The organism is Spirobacillus cienkowskii, from assembly GCF_037081835.1.
Taxonomy (GTDB): domain Bacteria; phylum Bdellovibrionota_B; class Oligoflexia; order Silvanigrellales; family Silvanigrellaceae; genus Silvanigrella; species Silvanigrella cienkowskii.
Genome location: NZ_CP146516.1, coordinates 1995429 through 2014273, shown reverse-complemented (window position 1 = coordinate 2014273; position 18845 = coordinate 1995429). Strand labels below are relative to the sequence as shown.

Here is an 18845-nt window from a genome sequence, read left to right as displayed (position 1 = left end):
TAATTTCAAATAATTATTTTCTATATTGATATAATCCTAAAATATTTAGTTTTTTTGTCGAAAAAAAATTAATAAATGATAGCATACCAATTTTTAATTAAGAAAAAAAATTTAATTTACTTATTATTTAATATTGACAAATAGGTTTAATTAATTATATACTACGCCTGACAAGTGATCATTTACAAATAAAATAAAAAATTTAATCTTTATTTTTAATTTTATTGAAAAATTACAAATAATTTGTTAAATAACACTAAAATTGAATATTTACGATTTTCATAACAAGGATGTTTATTATGAAAAATGAGATTCACCGAAGCTTAGAATATTTATTTCATAAAATTCATGATGATTACGTAACTTTAAAAAATTATATTAGTAAAACTCCGCTAGTTAAAATAAATTGGTTGAGCCATAAAAATAGAACTGTATGGGCCAAGCTCGAATCCAATCAATCGACAAATTCATTTAAAATTCGTGGAGCTTATAATGCTCTTTTAAAACTAGATAAAAATAAAAAAATCTTTACTGCTTCGGCTGGGAATCACGGACTCGCAATATCATATGCATCTCAGGCTTTACAGAGAGATTGTACAATTTTTATCCCATCAAATGCTTCAGATTTAAAAGTTCGACGTCTGATTCAAACGGGGGTAAAGATAGAAGCTGTGGGTAAAAATCTATTTGATGCCTGTCGAATAGCAAGACAACAAGCAAGTATATACAATGCAGAGTATATTTCTCCCTACTCGCATTTAGATGTGATTTGTGGACAAGGAAGTATTTCTTTAGAAGTTCAGGAGCAGTCTTCTGTTGTATTTGATCATGTTTTAGTTCCTTTGGGGGGCGGTGGATTATTAACTGGAATTGGCACCGTATTTAAAAATTTTTCTCCCTCTTCAAATATTATTGCAACATATCCTCAAATTTTTAATCGTAATTTTTCTGATGATTTTACAAAGGCAATGCAAAAAGAAGTATTTCCTACTATTGCTGATGGACTTGCAGTTCAGCATGATGAATCAGACAATGAATTTAGTAAAATTTTAGAATCATTAATTAACAGTAAAATTGAAGTTTCTGAGTCAGAAATTGAAAATACTGTTATTGCAACATTGCATAATGAGGGTATTTTAATCGAAGGTGCTGCAGCAACAGCATTGGCACCTCTACTTTATGATCCTGATGCGACAAGGATAAAAGGAAATATATTAGTTATTATTAGTGGAGGAAATATTTCTTCTACTTCTTTAATGAAATGTTTTGCTGCAGATTTAAAAAATACTCGAATAGCCTCAATTTTAGGGCATCAATCAAATAAATTATCAAATGAAATTGAAAAAAATCATACAACAATTTCTAAAAATTATTTTGAAAATGATTTTGATCAAGGTTTATCAAAAAATTTTTTATTACCAAAAGAATCAAAAGAAATTTGGTCTGAGCTACTTTTTATTACAATTGCTAAAGCTAAAAATCTATTAGAAGGACTTGCTAGGTTTAGAGAATATATTTTATTAGAAGGATTATCCTTTAATTTTAAAACATATCAGTATGTATTTGAGAGAATTCAATCAATGGTTGAAAATTCTTTAAAAGTTTATCATGAGAATGAAAATGCATCTGAGATAAGAGATTTTTATAGATTATTTATTCAAGAATTTGCTTTTTTAAGAAGCAGTTTATCATGGTGCAGTGCGAGTAATGCACAAAGTCAATTTGTTATGTTTTTTGATTCGCAAGAGAATAATTCTTCAAGTGTAAATTATGATAGATATGGTTCCTTAAGTTTAAAAAAGTTTGAGGTTAATTTACTATCTAGCCTAGGATTTTCACCAGAAGAAAATGATTTACTATTGGTATCATCAGGACAGGCTGCGTACTCAGTAATAGAAAGTTTTTTAATATCAAATGTTTTGCATAATAATTCAAATGTAGTAACCGCTCCATATATATACTTCGAAGCGCAAGAACAATTAGAGCGTTTGTCATTTGTTAATGTAACTCAATGTTTGTCTTGGGACTTAGATGATATCATTTGTGAAATTGAAGAAAAAAACGCCGATGTGATATTTATAGATCCAATGGCAAACCTAGCAGAATTAAATATTATTGATTTTAAATATTTTGCAGACAAAATTAAGTCTAAAAATTGGAAAAATAAATGGCTCATTATTGATGGAACAATGATTTCTGGAGGGATAAATATCTTTCATTTATTTTCCGAAAAAAATCATCCAAATATTTTATATTATGAAAGTGGCAGCAAATATTTACAGTTTGGATTAGATTTGCAAATGGCTGGAGTAATTGTATGTTCTAAAGAAAATTCTGTAAAGTTAAATGTTCATAGAAGAAATATTGGTGCTGTTATGTATCAATCAAGTATCAATAAGTTTCCAGAATATAATCGAGAATTATTTATAAACAGAATGCATATTTTAATGAGAAATTCTTTAATACTAGTAAATGAAATAGAAAAAAATGTATACTTATCAAATAGAATTAATGTTTCTTATCCAAAGAACTGGAAAGAACTTTACTGGAAGCATGGAGGAGGTGTTGTTGCATTGTCAATAAAAAAAACAGGGTTAAATCATCGATCGTGCCTTGAAGCATTTATAGAAATTTTGTTAACACATTGTAAAGATAAAAAAATTCCTTTAACTAAAGGGGTCAGTTTTGGATTTTCTGTTACAAGAGTTTCTGCGGCAGCAGCAATGGCTGAAAATGCACCACCTTTTTTGCGATTTTCTGTTGGTGAAGAATCTGTTGATTTAATGCATAAGTTAAGTTCAGTTGTTGTTTTGTCACTAAAAGATTTTTTTGAATCGTTTGATCCTAATAGTATTTAACAATTTATTATTGGAGAGTTTGATGTCTATCTTTGCTGCTAATAATGCAGGTTTGTCTTTGAATTATCCTTATGAATTAAATGATATATTGAGTAAAAATGCTTTTTTAAATTTATTTAAAAAAGCATTTGTTAATATAAAAAATATTGATGATTATGACAGTAATATTGAATCAAAATTAATACAAACTCTAGATGTTGAGCTTTTAAAAGCTTATAAAAATAATAACAAACATAGTTTATTTGTAGTTCATTTGTGCTTAAATGAAATATTATCAAGAAAGTATATTTTATATAATGATGGTGTTGAAACTTCTCCAATAATGTTTAAAATTCAGCAAAAAATTATTAATGCTCAGATGGAAAATGATTTAAATACAATCTCAAATGCGTATAAACCTCTCACAATTGATGAATTTAAAATTTGGTTTCAAGAAAAGCTAAATAAATATTCAAAATATCCGCATCCTTTATTTGAATACATCGAAAATTTTGCAACATATGAGCAATTTAGAGAGTTTATAAAAATTGAAGCTTCTGTTCATGTTTCTTTTGATGATGTCATTGCATTTTCTCAAGTGGGTGTAAGAGGAACTCAAAAGCTGGAGTTTTTTAATAATTTTAATGATGAACTAGGATCAAGTAATCTAAATAATTTTCATTTATCAATGTTTGAAAAACTCACTAATTTTTTAGATATCAAAGAAATCCAAAAAGAAAATTTATTTTGGGAGGCGTTGTCGTGTGGTAATTACATGATGTTTCTTGCTTATTTTAGAAGTTATTTTCATTACTGTATTGGTTATTTAAGTTTTTTAGAAGCATTAACTCCAGCTCGATTTGGTTGTATTGCAAACGCTGGTAAACGCTTAGGATTTCCTTCAGAAGTTTTAGAATATCATGCGCTACATTCCGAATTGGATATTAACCACGCACAATCTTGGTTAAATAATATTATTCTTCCTGAATTTGAAGCACATAAACCTTATCAGATTAGATGTATAATTGATGGAATTTTGTTACGAGAACTTGTTTCACGTCGATATTGGGATATGATTTTTAAAAAAATTTAGATTCAATTTTTATTGAGGTTATTTATGGAATGCATTATTTTTGTAGAAGCAAGTCAAACAGGTGCAGGTGAAGTGGCATGTGCTTATGCGAAGAATTCTGGATATTTTGTAATATTATTTTGTAAAAGTATATTAAATTATAAGCAAAATATTTTTAAAAATTGTGATAGTGTCGTTGAGATAGATACTACAAAAATTTCTGAATTAATTCATGAAACTGATAAATTGCGACAAAAATTTAGCATTAAAGCTGTTACTACAACCAGTGATTTTTTTGTAGTGCAAACTGCTCAATTATGTGAATATTTAAATTTACCTGGTAATTCTAGTTATTCGGTTGAAAATATAAAAAATAAATTGAAAATGAGAAATGAAATTGAAAAATTTAAACCCGAATTAAATCCGCAATACTTTCATGCTTTATCATTAGAAGATGCAATAAAATTTGCAACAAATAATAGTTTTCCATTTATTGCAAAACCAATAAATGGGAACGATAGTTTACATGTAAAAAAAATTAGTAATACTCATGATTTGCAAAAATATTTTCACGATCGCAATCACTGGGGTGTTGATGTTTCTGGGCAAAATTTTCAAAGCGGCGTGTTGTTAGAAAGCTATGTTCAAGGTACAGAGTTTTGTTTAGATTTATTAAAATCATTTTCAGGTAAGCTTATTTTAATTGGTGCATTTAAAAAAATGTTAGCAGGAACTGAGCAAGGCTATTTTATTAAAATTGGTGCTAGTTTTCCTGCATCATCTATAGAAACAGATTTATTATTTAAAGAAATTTCTCCCCTTGTTGAACATATGGGATTTGCTGTAGGGGCAATCAATATTGATTGCAAAATTGAAAATGGCAAAGTCAAAGTGCTGGAAATGAACCCTCGTTTGGTTGGTGATCAAATGGGCAGTCATATGATTGAAATTGCTACGGGATTAAATCCAGCGCACGCAATTGTTGATGTCTCTTGCGGCAAAGACATTATTTGGCAACCTAAAAAAATTCGTGGAGCCGCAATTCATCGTTTGACAATGCCATATGCAGGATATTTTGCAGGACTCTATAATTTAGAACATTTAAAAAAAATGGAGCATGTTGAGTCCGTAAATATATTAGGCGAAATTGGCAAATGGGTAGAGCCTGCGTCCTCAAATCAAGGAGTCATAGGTTCTGTTATTGTGTCTCATGAGACGGCAGAGTTAGCAATGAATCTCGCTTGTGAAATAGCTTCTCATATTGAAGTAAAAGTTGATATTTTACCAACAACTTATACATGTAATGATTTAATAAATCAAATTCAAGATAATAATTATTAATTACCATAATTCTATATACTATAAAATTTTATTAAAATAAGAATTGCGAAGATTTTTATCTTTTTATATTTTAAATAAAAATTATTTATTGACATTTTAAAAATTTTTAAATAATTAAAATTTGTTTTATTAGTAAATATTTTATTAAAATTTTTTTGAGGATCATGTGAATAGTCTACTGTATGCAGATAAGTTGAGTAAATATGTTCTTGAAAGAGAAATACCTAAAAATGTAGAGTTTCTGGGTAGAGTTAAAGACTATTTTTTTAGAAGTTATCAAAAAAAGTATATTGTTAACAACTGCTCACTAAGTCTTGCAAAGGGAGAAACCATTGCAGTTTTAGGAAAAAATGGTGCAGGAAAATCTACCCTTATAAAAATGATGACCGGAGTGATTGTTCCTTCAAGTGGTGAACTTGTTGTTTGCAATGCAAAACCACATTTAAGGGAAGCTAATTTTTTAAAAAATATTGGCGTTGTTTTTGGCCATAAAAATTCTTTAATGTGGGATCTTCCTTTATTTGATAGTTTAAATTTACATAAAGTTATTTATCATCTTGAAGATAAGTATTATAAAACACGCTTAAATTATTTATTAGAAATTTTGAATTTAACAAAATGTTTAAATTCAAAAATTAAGTTTATGAGCTTGGGTGAAAGAGTAAAAGCTAATTTAGTAATGAATTTGCTGCACGAGCCTGTATTGGTTTTTTTAGATGAACCTACTATAGGTGTAGACATAGAGTCTAAAAATCAAATTCGTGAATTTATTAATTATGAAAAGTGCCAAAATAAAACCTCATTTGTAATGGCATCTCATGATCCATCAGATATTGAAAATTGTTGTGATCATATTTATATTCTTTCTGATGGTGAAATAGCATTTTCTAAAAAAACAGAAAAAATAAAAGATGTTTATAAAGATAAAATAAAAATAATTGTTAAAAAAGATGTTATAAGTCAAAAATATTTTAATAATTTAAAATCAGAAAATAATTTAGTATTAAAAGAGTACGTTAATACTTATAGCATGACATTTTCAAAAGATTTAGAGAGAATTATAGTCAATTCTTTAATTGAAAATAATATTACCTCTTTTGAATTGAGAATTATGACGTTTGAAGAGATTTTGGCTGATATGTTTGATATTGCTGGTAATATTAATAATGAAGATGATGATGAATTTGAATAAAGTAATTTATGATATTAAATATATGCTTCAATTTTGGCATATTGGTTTAAAAGAAACGTTTATTGATAGAGGAATGTTAGTTGTTGATTGTTTAATTGGTACTACTTTGCCTATTTTAGTTCAACTGTGTTTTTGGAATTATGCTTTTAGTAATAATAATGAAAAATTTATTCAAAATTATACTTTTGATAAAATTGCATTATATGTCACTGTATCTGTGATTATTGCAAGGTTGAATAACCCTTGGAAAATGATTGAAAAATTTTCTGATCAAATAAAATCTGGAGAATTTGATAGTTATTTAATAAAACCAGAGTCGCATTTTAATTATTTTAAAAATTTATTTTATGGGGAAAATATTGTTTATCTAGTTTTATTATTAATTTTTCTAATTCCTTCCTTTTATATTTATAGTAAATTTATATTTTTAATTCCTCTTTTGTTATTTTTGTATTTTTCACAGTATATTTGTTTTCAAATGGGATACATATTTGGTCTTTGCTCATTTTGGCTAATTAATAGTAATTTTTTAGGTTTTATGTTTTATGTTCTCACATTTTCTTTAGGTGGTGTATTATTACCTATAGAATTTTGGCCAGAAGTATTACAACCATTGTTAATGTATAATCCATTTAGACTTATTGTTTCTGGAGTTGTTGATGTGGCTATTAATCCAAATATGAATAAAGTTATTACATTATCTTTAATGTACATATTTTATTATTATCTATTTAAGATTTTAATCATAAAATTACTTGCTTTATCTAAAAATGTATATAATTCTGGTGGTGGATAAATGAGTCTAAAAATAATAAAGCAAACAATTATTTGTAACTTTAAAAAGGAATTTACTTATAAAATTGATTTTTTTTGTGATATAGCTTGTAATATTTTGTTTTATTCGTTTCAATTGATTATATTTAGTACTGTGTTTTCTTATGTTAATAAAGTGGAAGAGTGGAGTTATCAAAGTTTTTATTTGGGATTTTTATTTTACATTTTTATTTATTTTTCAATTGAGGCATTTACAAGTTCAATTTCCAATTTTTTTGAACTATTATTTGAAGGTAAAATTGCTCCTTTGTTATGTGCGCCAGTGTCGTTATTGTATTTAATATTTTTTAGATTTTTTTCTCCAAATAAAATTATTGTTTCAAGTTTATTTTTTATGTATTTATTATATTATTTGTTTTCAAATAATATAATAAATATATTTAATGAATTATTTTTACTTTTTTTGGTTTTATTTGTTATAATATTAATAAATTTGATTTATATTTTTATTCTTAATTTTTTAGTTTTGTTATCTGAAAGACAAATACCTGTTGAGTATATTCATGGTGAACTTTTTGGTTTAAGTCTAATTCCTCCAACTATTTATAGTTCAAAAATATTTTATAGTTTATTAGCTGGTTTTCCAATTATTTTAAGTTCTTCAATTCCTGTTTTTATTTTTGAGCATAAAAAATTTTATTATTTATATTATCTTTTTCCAATAGCAATTATTTTTGTGTTGTTAACTATAATAATGCTTAAAAAAATTAAGCATTATTATGGGGTTTTTGGAGGTTAGGTGGGCTAAAAGTCTTGTAATTTTTTTTGCAATTGTGTTTTATTAATAATTGACAATCTTTCTTCTACTAATGCGCGTTCGTGAGTGACTTCATCTCGTATGTCTTCGTGTTTTGCAATGTTTAATGCTTTTTCGTAAAGTTCCTTAGCCTTCGCATAGTTGTTTTGATTTTCAAATGTATGGCCAAGATAAAAATTAGAAGACACCAGTCCTTCTAGGTCATCAAGTTTTGTAGATAATTCAATGGCGCGATTGAATTTTGTTGTTGCTGTTGTGTAATCTTGATTATCAAATGCATACACGCCGAGTTCGTGTTCAAACGTTGCTTCCCAAAGCTCTGCATTGTTGGCTTTGGCAACTTCTAAGCCATTGTTGAGGTAGGCAATAAATTCATTGAGATCACGAGCTTGTTCTGCTGACAGGGCAGCATTGTAATGAGCCTCTAAAATTTCATCAATTTCACTGTCTACAATGAGTTTTTCAATGACGCTTTTCCAAAGTGGTAGAGAATTGTTGTGTTCTCCAATAATGCCATAAGATAATGCCAAATTATGATTGGTTTCCGTCAAATTTCTTAAAATCTCTTCGCTTTGATTCCCGGTATCTACAAGATTTTGTAGTTTGTCTTTGAGAGTTTCTAAAATTGGTACAGATTTTCCAAATTCTTCTTGTTCTAATAATCTGTTGACGGACTCAATCAGATTATCCATGTCCATGTTTTTAAAAGATAAAGTTTCTGACTGAGAATAGAGATGGCGTGTGTATTTGCTTGGATCATCATGATGGTGATCGTGGGTGCAGCCTTCTCCATGATGGTGATGCTCGTGATTGCAGCCTTCTCCATGATGATGGTGATCGTGAGTGCAGTTTTCTTCATGATGATGATGGTCGTGGGTGTTGTTTTTGATTGTCATTTATAGAAATCCTCATAAATTGTTTTTTATAAATAGGGATATCCCCCATTTCCAAAGACTACTGCAACTTTTCTAAGGATTCCAGGAAATTTTCTTAACTCTTTTGCCAAAGTGCCGAAAAACAAATGTAACCCTTTTAATATTTAGCTTTTTAAAGGTATTTACTCCAGGATAGAGTATGTTTGAAAGGTACAAGCAATTTATAGAGAAAAATGCAAAAGTATTTTCTTTGTTTTTAAGAAAATACATAATATTAATTTCTGCAATTTTTATAATATCGTCTATCCTAATTGCTTATAAATTTCATAAAATTTTTGTTTCTTTGCCAAGTTTAGATAAATTAACAAACTATGAACCTTCTATTCCAACCGTTATTTATAGCCAAGATGGAGTAAAAATTGCTGAAATTTTTGAAGAAAGACGCTATCCTGTATTTATTAATGAAATGTCCCCGTTTTTAAAAAATGCATTTATTGCAGCAGAAGATGCAGATTTTTATAATCATCATGGCCTTGATTTAAAAGGATTTTTAAGAGCACTGTTTCATTTCGCAACCTTTTCTAATCAAAAACAAGGTGGAAGCACAATAACTCAACAACTTGCAAAAAATGTTTTGTTGTCTAAAGAGCGGACAATCGTCAGAAAAGTTAAAGATATTATTGTTGCTAGACAAATTGAAGAGGCTTTTACAAAAGATAAAATTTTAGAATTGTATTTAAATACAATTTATTTGGGTAATGGATCTTATGGAGTTGAAGCAGCATCAGAAAATTATTTTAGAAAATCAAATATTAAATTAACGTTAGCAGAATCTGCAATAATTGCTGGACTTGCTCCAGCGCCATCAACATACGATCCAACAGAAAATCTTGCAGTCGCAAAGCAAAGACAATTGTATGTATTAGAGCGTATGCTTAAAAATGACATGATTACAAACAGACAATATGAAGCAGCAATTAAAGAAGAATTAACTTTTTATAAAGCAGAATCACCAAATAATAAAATAGCTCCCCATTTTGTTGCAGAAGTAAAAAAACAACTAGAAAAACAACTAGAAGTGAATAATATTGGAACAAGTGGACTTTCTGTTTATACAACACTAAATACTAAAATACAAAATGCAGCTAAAAATGCAGTTCAAACTTTTTCTGAGCAGTATCAATATCGAAAAAGTTTTAAAGGGCCAATTAAACGACACGGTGATAAATATAAAGACAAAATTAAAGAATTAGCAAAATCTCCTCTTAGTGAAACAGAGTATGAAAGAGCGATTGTGGTGGGTATTGAAGAATCACTGAGAGCTGTAGGAATAGTCACGCAAAAAGGAATTGGTGTACTTCTGTATGAAGATATGATGTGGGCAATTAATTCTGTAAGGGTTGATAAAAAGAATGATAAAAATAACGAAAAAAATAATGATAAGAAAGACAATGAGCCAGAAGAACCTGATATCAACAAAATTTTAAAAATTGGCGATGAAATTCACATAAAAAGAGTGAATAAAAATATGCATCAAAGAATTTTAAAAGATAAAAAATTTCTCACAACAATGACAGGGTTTTCTAAATACTTTGAAAACCCTGATAAGGATAAGTTACAAAGATATACCTTGACAGATTCTTTAGGCATCGAAGCCGCAGCTTTTGTCATGGACTCTCATACCGGCGAAGTGTTGGCAATGGTAGGGGGCGATCAGTTTTTGCAAAGTCAATTTAATCGAGCTACCCAAGCCGAAAGACAAGTGGGAAGCAGCGTAAAGCCGCTATATTATTCTTATGCCATTGATTCTGGATTTAGTCCTGCTTCAAAAATTGATAGTCCAACAATTGATCTAGATGGATGGCAGCCAGGCAATTATGGTGGTAAAGAAAGTGGTCGTACAACACTTTTGCAATCGTTGGCGCAAAGCTTTAATATTCCTAGTGTATTTTTATATCAATTGTTAGGTACAACTAAGGTTACAAAACATTTAAGCCGTTATGGTTTTAATTGGCCATATTCGGATCTTAGTATGGCTTTAGGCGCAGGAACCTCAACTTTACTGAAGATGGTTCAATCTTATACCGTGTTTCCAAATCAAGGAAAATTAAGTTTAGCTTATTATATTCAAGAAATCGTTGATAGAAACGGAAATGTTATTTTTTCTGCAAAAAATAGTAAAATTTATGCATTTAATGTAAACCCTCCATTTCCAGAAGATGCGCCGTATTTACCTGGTAAAACCGAATTGACTAATGAAACAGATACAACGTTACAGATGATTTCTCCGCAATCCGCCTATGTTACGTTGCAAATGCTGCGATCTACTGTGTTGTATGGAACAGGGCAAGGTGCACAAGGACTTTCATTGTATGTTGGAGGCAAAACAGGAACAACAAACGGCAATACGGACGCCTGGTTTCTTGGGGTGGCATCACAATTGGTTGGTGGTGTGTGGGTTGGATATGATGACAACTCTAAAACTCTGGGTGGTGGCGGAACCGGTTCTGGCATGGCTGTACCAATTTGGCGAAGCATGATGCAAACAGCAATTCAAGTGTATCCACTTCAGTACTGGGTGAGGCCTAAAGGGGTTCTCGAAATTAGAATCAACAAAGACAGCGGTGATCTGTCTACGGGCTCTGATGCGGTGTCTGTGTTTGTGATTGATGGCACTGAGCCAGGAGGAGTTTATTCACGCAATGCATTTGAAGAAAAAGAAAATGGTTTAGACAATCATTTAGAATTGAGTATATCCCCAGAAAAAAAAGAATCCACTTCGATTGTTTCGCCACATTCGGGGTGATCTCATTTTTTAAGTTTTATTTAATAAAATTTATTTAAAATATCAAATAATTCATCATATAAAAAAGAGTTAGTCGCTATAATTCCTTTATCCGAAAGTGGACAAAAACTGTTGCCCGCAAAATTTGTCACTTTACCTTTTGCTTCTTTAATTAATAAAGCCCCAGCAGCGGTGTCCCATGGTGCCAAGGGTTTTTCATAAAAACCCTGAAAAATACCACATGCTGTATGCGCCAGATCGAGAGCGGCTGCGCCATTAATTCGTAAACCGAGTGATTTGTCTTGAATGGCGGCAATTGTATCTGTCAATGACTTCAGTTCGCTTCCTTTATTGGAGCTAAATCCAGTTACAATGCTTGCAGAATGAAAGTTTTTAAGTTGGGAAACCATGATTTGTTTGCCATTTAAATAAGCGCCTTTGTCTTTTTCGGCAATAAATAGAGATTGAGTTGTTGGTTGGTACACGGCTCCAAGCTGAGCATCAAACCGTTGTGCATCCAAAACTCCATAGGCAATTGAAATGCAATAGTAAGGGTTTCCTTTAGAAAAATTTGTTGTTCCATCTAAAGGGTCAATAATCCAAAGAGGTTGTCGATCTTTTTGTGGGTTATCAACATAGTGCGAAAGCCCCGATTCTTCTGCCAAGATGTCGTGATGTGGAAAGTGTTCATGAATATGATTTTTAATCAGTTTTTCGGATTTAAAATCAGCTTCGGTGACAATCCCTTGATTGTTTGGTTTTTCTTGAATTGTAAAATTTTTTTGAAAAAAATTGAGAGTTACAGAACCTGCTTGTCGAATGAGAAGCTCCAAAAATTTGAGATCTGGTTGTTTTAAGGGCATGTCGACTGTTCCTTTTCTATTACTTTCTATTAATCACTTCCTTGAAAGTTTATTTCTTCTTAGGATTATCCGTGGTACCGTAAATATTAAGGTTAATCTATATAGATTAACTTGAAAATAGGAATGAGTTTTTTTAAAAATTCTCATTCTGCATAAAAATAATTTAAAATTGAAGGTTTTAAAAATGCATTGGTCTATTTTTGCTCTTATTGGAGCTATTTTAGGAATTTTAACGGGAGTCTATCTTGCAAAATTATTTGCGCGTCGTTCTCTTGTGAGCTTAGGAGATTTTCCTGTTAAAGAAAATATGGATGCTATTTTAAAAAATGCCGAAGCTCAGCGAAAATTAATTTTAGAAGAAGCATTAATTGCAACCCGAGAGCAATATCAGGCAGAGGTGATGGAACTCGACCATGAGAGAGAGTTGTTGTTAAATCATCAAGAAATTTATGAGCAAGAATTGAATGAGAGACAATCAGAAGTCGACAAATTTGCTAATGAATTAGAAAAACGCGATGGTGACGTGTTACAAAAACATGCTACTTTGAATGCAATGATAGAAAATATTAATAAAATAAATGAACAGTGCCAAGATATTCAAAAAGTTTACCACTCTAATTTAGAACAAAAGGTAGGTAAAAATAAATCTGAGTTTTTTTATGAAATGTCAGAAGAATGTATTGCTGCTGAAAAGCTTGGGATTACCAAATGGATGATGGATCAAGCCGAGTACCTAAAATCAGATGCGCAAAAACTCGCAAGAAATGTTTTGGATGCGGTTTACCTACGTTATCAGCCAAGTTTTGTTTGGCCAAAATCTTCATTCATTGTGCCTGTGGCGTCAAAAGATATTTTAGTAAAACATTTTCATGAAGAATCACCCATCATATCGTCGCTGATAACTGGCACAGATTCTGCAATTAGTGTGTTAACAATCAATGACGAACTGCCATCGATGCTTAAAATCTCAGGAGGAGCGGGCATCGAAAAAGAAATGATCCGCTTGACCTTAGAAGAAATGTTAGCCAAAGATATTTTTCAACAAGATAAAATTAAAAATATATTTGAAAAACACAAAAAATTTATTGAAAAATATATTTTAAAAATGGGAGAGGATGCAATGAAGGCTTTAGGAATTTTTTCCAATATGCATCCCGATATTTTAAAATTAATTGGTTCTTTAAATTACAGGACAAGTCATAGACAAAATCAATATTTTCACTCCATCGAAGTGGCGCGTTTGGCAAGTATGATTGCAGAAGAAGTTGGAGTCGATTCGATGCATGCACGCCGTGCAGGAATTTTGCATGATATTGGTAAAGCTCTAGACTATAAAATTGAGGGCAGTCATGCAGTCATCAGTGGTGATTACGCTTTGCGGTATGGCGAAAAAGAAGAAATTGTTGATACTGTTTTAGCGCATCATGATGATAAAATAGTTGAAACTCCATTTGCCTATATTTTAAAAGCAGCAGATGCCATGTCCGGAGCGCGTCCAGGTGCTCGAGTTGATATGGAAGAAGGGTATCACCGGCGTATTGATGGAATATCCGGTGTGGTCAATAGTTTTCAAGAACAGGGTGTGACGGGGTCCGCAATTATGCATGCAGGAAGAGAAGTGCATGTATTTGTTGATAACAATCGAGTTAAACAAAATGATATTTCTGATTTGGCAGAAGGGATTGCTAAAAAGCTTGAAAAAGAAGTTGAGTTTCCTGGACAAATTAGAGTCACAGTGATTCGGCGTACCGAAATTACCGAGGTTGCTTAAATTTAGCGTTTAAATACGGTTCAGCGAGCATAATAGCCAGCGCTGATAAAGCATTCTGAATTTGTCCTGTTCTTGCCATTGTGACAGCATCCTGAAAATCAATAAAATGCAATTTGATGTTTTCAAATGGATCCTGATGATCAACGGGTTGTTGCAATGGCTGCACATCAAAGGCAATAAAATAAATAATTTTATTACTTTGAATTGCAGAATTTGGCGAAAAGCCAGGTAAAGACAACATGCGTTGTGTGGTTAAACCTGTTTCTTCTTCAAGTTCGCGAAGGGCTGTCATTGTGGAGTCTTTTTCTCCGTATTCTACAGCTCCTCCTGGGACTTCTAATGTAAAATTGTTAGAACCAAAACGATGTTGCTCAACCAAAACAATCTGTCCAGATGCAGTCACAGGCACGACATTAACCCAGTTGGCACAGTTTAATGTATAAACATTTAAATTGTGCTCTTTATTTTGGGTTTCTGCTGTTTGTTCTGTAACCTTAAATATACTGCAGCGAAATACCGTTTTTGCGTTACTGAGCAAAAACGGTTTGAGATCGGAGTCGTTTTTAAAATTAGACATAACGTTTTGCCATATTGTCTAGAGGAATAGCCTTAATTTTTGAAGCTTGGCCTGCTTGTCCAAATTCTACCATACGTTGTGCACAGATTTTTTTCATGGCGTCGCGTGCTGGCACCAAAAATTTTCTCAGATCAAACTCTGCAGGGTGTTCGGTGAGAATTTTACGAATTGCAACAGTCATAGCTAGACGGTTGTCTGTATCCACATTGATTTTGCGGACACCATTTTTAATACCTTCTTGAATTTCTGAAACAGGAACTCCCCAGGTTTCTTTCATGTCGCCACCGTATTTTCTAAATTCGGCTTGCAACTCTTGTGGAACTGAGCTTGAGCCATGCATCACAAGATGGGTGTTTGGCAAACGACGGTGAATTTCGCGAATGCGATCGATAGCTAATGTTTTGCCGTCTGGTTTTTTTGTAAACTTATAGGCACCATGACTTGTGCCAATTGCGATTGCAAGTGCATCAACTTTAGTGAGCTCGACAAATTGTGCGGCTTCAGCAGGATCTGTTAACAGTTGCGAGTGCGACAAAGTTCCTTCAAAGCCATGCCCATCTTCTTTATCTCCTTTGCCTGTTTCAAGCGAACCCAAACAGCCAAGCTCTCCTTCAACAGAAATTCCCATGGCATGCGCGACACGCACAACATCTGCGGTTATTTTAACATTGTATTCAAAATCTGAGGGAGTTTTGGCATCTTCTTTGAGACTGCCATCCATCATGACACTGGTAAATCCGTTGCGAATTGCAGAAAGGCAAGTTTGTAAACTGTTGCCATGATCTTGATGCATAACAACTGGGATATCTGGATAAAGCTCAACGGCACCTAAAATAAGATGTCTTAAAAATATATCATTGGTATAATTTCTAGCGCCACGGCTTGCTTGAAGAATTACAGGGCTGTTTGTTTCTTTAGCGGCTTCCATGATTGCTTGAATCTGTTCGAGGTTATTGACGTTAAATGCTGCAACGCCATAATTATTTTCTGCAGCGTGATCAAGTAATTGTCTTAGTGAAATTAAAGCCATTTTAAGCCTCCTGGTCAGGTAAATTCAAACATCGTTTTTTCATACATCACCTTTATAACTCTTGCAAATATTCACTCTATCATCTATTTTTGAGAATTATAGCCAATTTTTAATGGGGGGTAACTCGATTCACATGTTTGATAAAAATAAAATGTTGCTCAAACCTCAAAACATTGCTGTGCACCATGCAGGAGGTCTTGGGGATCTTTTGGTTGCGACAGCTGCTCTTTACGAAATTACAAATATGTATCCCGAAGCAAAAATTACTTTAGTTGGTTCTGGTTGGTGGACACAAATTATTTTACCAACACAATGGCCTCAAATTGATCAAATTTTAGAAACTGTTGTTAATAAGAGGTTTAAAAAATTAAAACTCTGGAAATCAATCATTGGTGATAATTCTTGGAACGAAGTAGAATTCAACAAAAAATCTCTTAAAGAATTTTTAAAAGATTTTCAAATGACAATAGACTTTAGAAGTAAAAGTTTGCGTTTTGCTTTCAGTTCTTGTGCTGCAAATGTCGCAATTCGTGTGGGATCAAATCGCAGTAAACTTGCAAAACCTTTATTTACTCATTTTATTCACGATAAAAAAGGTGCGCATTTGCATGAACGCGATAGATTTTTAAACATTGTTGCTGCATTAGATCTTGAGTATTTTGCAAAAAGAAAAAGCTATTGGCATGAATATGGTTTGCCCGCTTTAAAATGGTTTCCGCCAGATTATCAAAAATATCTCAATTCTTGCAGAGATAAAAAGTTAATTTTAATAAACCCAACCTCAAGTATTCGCGAAAAGGCTTGGCAAAGTCATCGTTTTCGCGAAGCGGCTTTAAAATTAAAAAGTAATGACGTGATTATTAAAATTATTGGTGCGTTGAACGAAACTGAATGGTTACAAGAAGTTGCGCAAGAGGATTTTGAAATTGTGCAGCCAGCATCTATTTTAGAGTTGGTTGATAAGGTTAAAGAAGCATCTCTTTTAATTACAAATACAAGCTCCATGCAGTTTATTGCAGCAGGGACACAAACTCCTACTTTAACTCTTGTGGGATCGGCTTCTGAAATGCGCTGGGGGCCTTTAGGGCTGCATGATCGCAAGCTAAAAATGGCAAAGGAGTGTGATTATCCTAAACCTAAATTTATTTCTCGAAAGGAGCTAGGTAAACTTCAAGAAAAAGTAGCGTACGATAAAATTACAGTGAGTGCTGTTGTAGAATGTGCCCAAAAAACACTTCAGGCACATTTAGAAAAGACTATTTGATATTATTCATCTGATGGGATCATCTCATCTTTGTGATTTCTAATTATTTCTAGTAAAAGTTTTTCAAGTGAATCAAGGTCTACTGAAATAAATTGTAATTTTTTTAGTTTTTCATAATTAAAATCTGTTGGAGCTATTGTGTTTAGATAATTTAAATCATTAGTTAATGTTTGATTAATTTCCTTATCATTAACTGTTAGCTCAATTGATTTTGTGAGAAAGTTTATTAAATTAGAATATATAATTTCTTTTTTATTTTCAATAAATTCAATTTTAATTGAATCTGAATCATTTAGGTAATTAATAATAAATTTATCTAAAAAAGTATTAAAATCTTCAAACTTAAAATCTTTATTAAACTTCAAACTATTTATCTTAAGCAGCTCATTTTCATAAAATATTTTGGTGTCCTCGTTATTCAAAAATGCAAGATGTTTTAGAGTAATTTTTTCTGATGAGTAGATTCTTGTAAGATTTAAAGGAATTATTTTTTGTTTGTAATTCAAGTTTACTCTGCAGTTTGCTCTTGACGTATTTCTTGCACAACCTTTAATTTGAATGTCTTTTGAAAAACTAATATCATCCATTGTTTTTGTAATCATATTTACTTTGTTTTTTATGCTTATATCTAGTAAAAATGCTTCAAGGACTGAAAAATCTTCTGCAATAAATTTTAAATGTTTTAAATCATTGTAATTAAAGTTTGCTGGATCTAGTGTATTTAAATATGTTTCTTCTTCTTTTAGACCGAGATTTTTAGTAAACTCTTTTAATGTATTTAAAATAGTGTTTTTTGAACCATCATTAATTTCAATATCAATTGTATTTAAATCATTTGAGTAAACAATAGTTAAATTTTTAATAAAATTGATAAAATCATTAAATGGAAAATGTAAATGACTTTTATTAGACAAAACCTGTCCATAAAAAAAACCAGCCGAGGAATTATTCTTAAAACTAATTTTTCTTATGATAATTTTATTTGTATTTGGGTCATAATTTCTTACCAGTTGCAAACTAATTATTTCTTGTTTGTAATTAAATCTCATGTCGCACTTTTCTCTTGAAGGATCTGCTTGGCATGCGATTTTATGTTTTTCCAAAAAATTAAAATCACTCATTTTTTCTTGGCTTTGATTATTTTTGAATCCAAATATTGTTGATGTTAAAAGAATTGAAGACATGCAAAAAATTTTTTTATTATTCATATACATTACCTTTGTAGTTATGTTGTTTTTGTTACTCTATTTCATTATAAAACAAGTTACATTCTCCTATTTTAGGGTTAACTTAATTGTAATTTATTTTTTGTAGTTAATGTCTTTGTTTAAATTTAGAACTTGGTAACAGACATTATCTGTTTTTACTTGGCGTCAACATTTTATACCAGTTATTTTGTATTAAGTAAAATATTATGAGGATTTTTTTTTTATTATTTAAATTTTTATTGTTAAGAAAAATTTAAAATTTTTTAAGGGTAAATATGCATAAAAAATAGAGAAAATTAAACAAAATATTTAAATATATATATGTCATTAAAAATATTAATTATTTAAATTATTAATTTAAAAATTTTAAGATAAATATTGGCTTAATATTCTAGTATTGGTAAGAATTTTTAATTCAAAGAAAAACATTTTTTTAGAA

General features: G+C 30.8%; 14 protein-coding genes. 9 read left to right on the top strand and 5 right to left on the bottom strand.

All coding sequences use genetic code 11. The features are described 5' to 3' along the window. Nucleotides 1–299 precede the first annotated feature (299 nt). From Spiro2_RS08955 to Spiro2_RS08930, 6 genes are all read left to right on the top strand, one after another. Nucleotides 300–2858 carry a threonine ammonia-lyase gene (locus Spiro2_RS08955; RefSeq protein ID WP_338635420.1) on the top strand — a complete coding sequence of 853 codons (2559 nt, stop codon included), beginning with the start codon at nt 300–302 and terminating at the stop codon, nt 2856–2858. Between the two features lie 22 nt (nt 2859–2880). Beyond that, entirely contained in the window at nt 2881–3930 is a 1050-nt protein-coding gene (locus tag Spiro2_RS08950) for an iron-containing redox enzyme family protein (RefSeq protein ID WP_338635418.1), read from the top strand. 24 nt (nt 3931–3954) lie between these two features. Beyond that, entirely contained in the window at nt 3955–5250 is a 1296-nt protein-coding gene (locus tag Spiro2_RS08945) for an ATP-grasp domain-containing protein (RefSeq protein ID WP_338635417.1), read from the top strand. Between the two features lie 166 nt (nt 5251–5416). Continuing rightward, complete coding sequence (locus Spiro2_RS08940) at nt 5417–6442, top strand: ATP-binding cassette domain-containing protein (protein ID WP_338635416.1); 1026 nt, start codon at nt 5417–5419, stop codon at nt 6440–6442. Beyond that, nucleotides 6429–7238 (top strand): ABC-2 family transporter protein, encoded by an 810-nt coding sequence (locus Spiro2_RS08935; protein ID WP_338635415.1) that lies wholly within the window; start codon nt 6429–6431, stop codon nt 7236–7238. Before Spiro2_RS08940 ends, Spiro2_RS08935 begins: the two co-directional genes overlap by 14 nt. Further along, entirely contained in the window at nt 7239–8015 is a 777-nt protein-coding gene (locus Spiro2_RS08930; RefSeq protein ID WP_338635414.1) for an ABC-2 family transporter protein, read from the top strand. Between the two features lie 5 nt (nt 8016–8020). Here the strand turns inward: Spiro2_RS08930 and Spiro2_RS08925 are convergent, their stop codons facing one another. Continuing rightward, entirely contained in the window at nt 8021–8929 is a 909-nt protein-coding gene (locus Spiro2_RS08925) for a tetratricopeptide repeat protein (protein ID WP_338635412.1), read from the bottom strand. 178 nt (nt 8930–9107) lie between these two features. Between Spiro2_RS08925 and Spiro2_RS08920 the strand changes: the two genes are divergently transcribed. Continuing rightward, nucleotides 9108–11714, top strand: a complete 2607-nt coding sequence (locus tag Spiro2_RS08920) for a PBP1A family penicillin-binding protein (protein WP_338635410.1) — start codon at nt 9108–9110, stop codon at nt 11712–11714. 20 nt (nt 11715–11734) lie between these two features. Here Spiro2_RS08920 and Spiro2_RS08915 read toward each other — a convergent pair whose 3' ends face one another. Then, nucleotides 11735–12556, bottom strand: coding sequence for an inositol monophosphatase family protein (locus tag Spiro2_RS08915; protein WP_338635409.1), 822 nt, complete (start codon nt 12554–12556; stop codon nt 11735–11737). A gap of 184 nt (nt 12557–12740) precedes the next feature. Between Spiro2_RS08915 and Spiro2_RS08910 the strand changes: the two genes are divergently transcribed. Beyond that, on the top strand, nt 12741–14327 hold the full coding sequence (locus Spiro2_RS08910; protein ID WP_338635408.1) for an HDIG domain-containing metalloprotein: 1587 nt from the start codon (nt 12741–12743) through the stop codon (nt 14325–14327). Here the strand turns inward: Spiro2_RS08910 and Spiro2_RS08905 are convergent. Continuing rightward, nucleotides 14311–14904, bottom strand: coding sequence for an NUDIX hydrolase (locus Spiro2_RS08905; RefSeq protein WP_338635407.1), 594 nt, complete (start codon nt 14902–14904; stop codon nt 14311–14313). The genes Spiro2_RS08910 and Spiro2_RS08905 overlap by 17 nt on opposite strands. Beyond that, nucleotides 14897–15934 carry a class II fructose-bisphosphate aldolase gene (fba, locus tag Spiro2_RS08900; RefSeq protein ID WP_338635406.1) on the bottom strand — a complete coding sequence of 346 codons (1038 nt, stop codon included), beginning with the start codon at nt 15932–15934 and terminating at the stop codon, nt 14897–14899. The genes Spiro2_RS08905 and fba overlap by 8 nt, the downstream gene beginning before the upstream one ends. A 133-nt stretch (nt 15935–16067) precedes the next feature. Between fba and Spiro2_RS08895 the strand changes: the two genes are divergently transcribed. After that, nucleotides 16068–17198, top strand: coding sequence for a glycosyltransferase family 9 protein (locus Spiro2_RS08895; protein WP_338635405.1), 1131 nt, complete (start codon nt 16068–16070; stop codon nt 17196–17198). Nucleotides 17199–17200: 2 nt separating this feature from the next. Here Spiro2_RS08895 and Spiro2_RS08890 read toward each other — a convergent pair whose 3' ends face one another. Continuing rightward, entirely contained in the window at nt 17201–18406 is a 1206-nt protein-coding gene (locus tag Spiro2_RS08890) for a hypothetical protein (protein ID WP_338635404.1), read from the bottom strand. Nucleotides 18407–18845: the final 439 nt, after the last annotated feature.

Excerpts from the sequence above, each read along its gene's own strand:
- Spiro2_RS08905 (WP_338635407.1), bottom strand. The coding sequence starts at position 14,904 with ATGTCTAATTTTAAAAACGACTCCGATCTCAAACCGTTTTTGCTCAGT.
- Spiro2_RS08950 (WP_338635418.1), top strand. The coding sequence starts at position 2,881 with ATGTCTATCTTTGCTGCTAATAATGCAGGTTTGTCTTTGAATTATCCT.
- Spiro2_RS08920 (WP_338635410.1), top strand. The coding sequence starts at position 9,108 with ATGTTTGAAAGGTACAAGCAATTTATAGAGAAAAATGCAAAAGTATTT.
- Spiro2_RS08895 (WP_338635405.1), top strand. The coding sequence starts at position 16,068 with ATGTTTGATAAAAATAAAATGTTGCTCAAACCTCAAAACATTGCTGTG.
- fba (WP_338635406.1), bottom strand. The coding sequence starts at position 15,934 with ATGGCTTTAATTTCACTAAGACAATTACTTGATCACGCTGCAGAAAAT.
- Spiro2_RS08890 (WP_338635404.1), bottom strand. The coding sequence starts at position 18,406 with ATGAATAATAAAAAAATTTTTTGCATGTCTTCAATTCTTTTAACATCA.
- Spiro2_RS08910 (WP_338635408.1), top strand. The coding sequence starts at position 12,741 with ATGCATTGGTCTATTTTTGCTCTTATTGGAGCTATTTTAGGAATTTTA.
- Spiro2_RS08935 (WP_338635415.1), top strand. The coding sequence starts at position 6,429 with ATGAATTTGAATAAAGTAATTTATGATATTAAATATATGCTTCAATTT.
- Spiro2_RS08930 (WP_338635414.1), top strand. The coding sequence starts at position 7,239 with ATGAGTCTAAAAATAATAAAGCAAACAATTATTTGTAACTTTAAAAAG.
- Spiro2_RS08915 (WP_338635409.1), bottom strand. The coding sequence starts at position 12,556 with ATGCCCTTAAAACAACCAGATCTCAAATTTTTGGAGCTTCTCATTCGA.
- Spiro2_RS08925 (WP_338635412.1), bottom strand. The coding sequence starts at position 8,929 with ATGACAATCAAAAACAACACCCACGACCATCATCATCATGAAGAAAAC.
- Spiro2_RS08955 (WP_338635420.1), top strand. The coding sequence starts at position 300 with ATGAAAAATGAGATTCACCGAAGCTTAGAATATTTATTTCATAAAATT.
- Spiro2_RS08945 (WP_338635417.1), top strand. The coding sequence starts at position 3,955 with ATGGAATGCATTATTTTTGTAGAAGCAAGTCAAACAGGTGCAGGTGAA.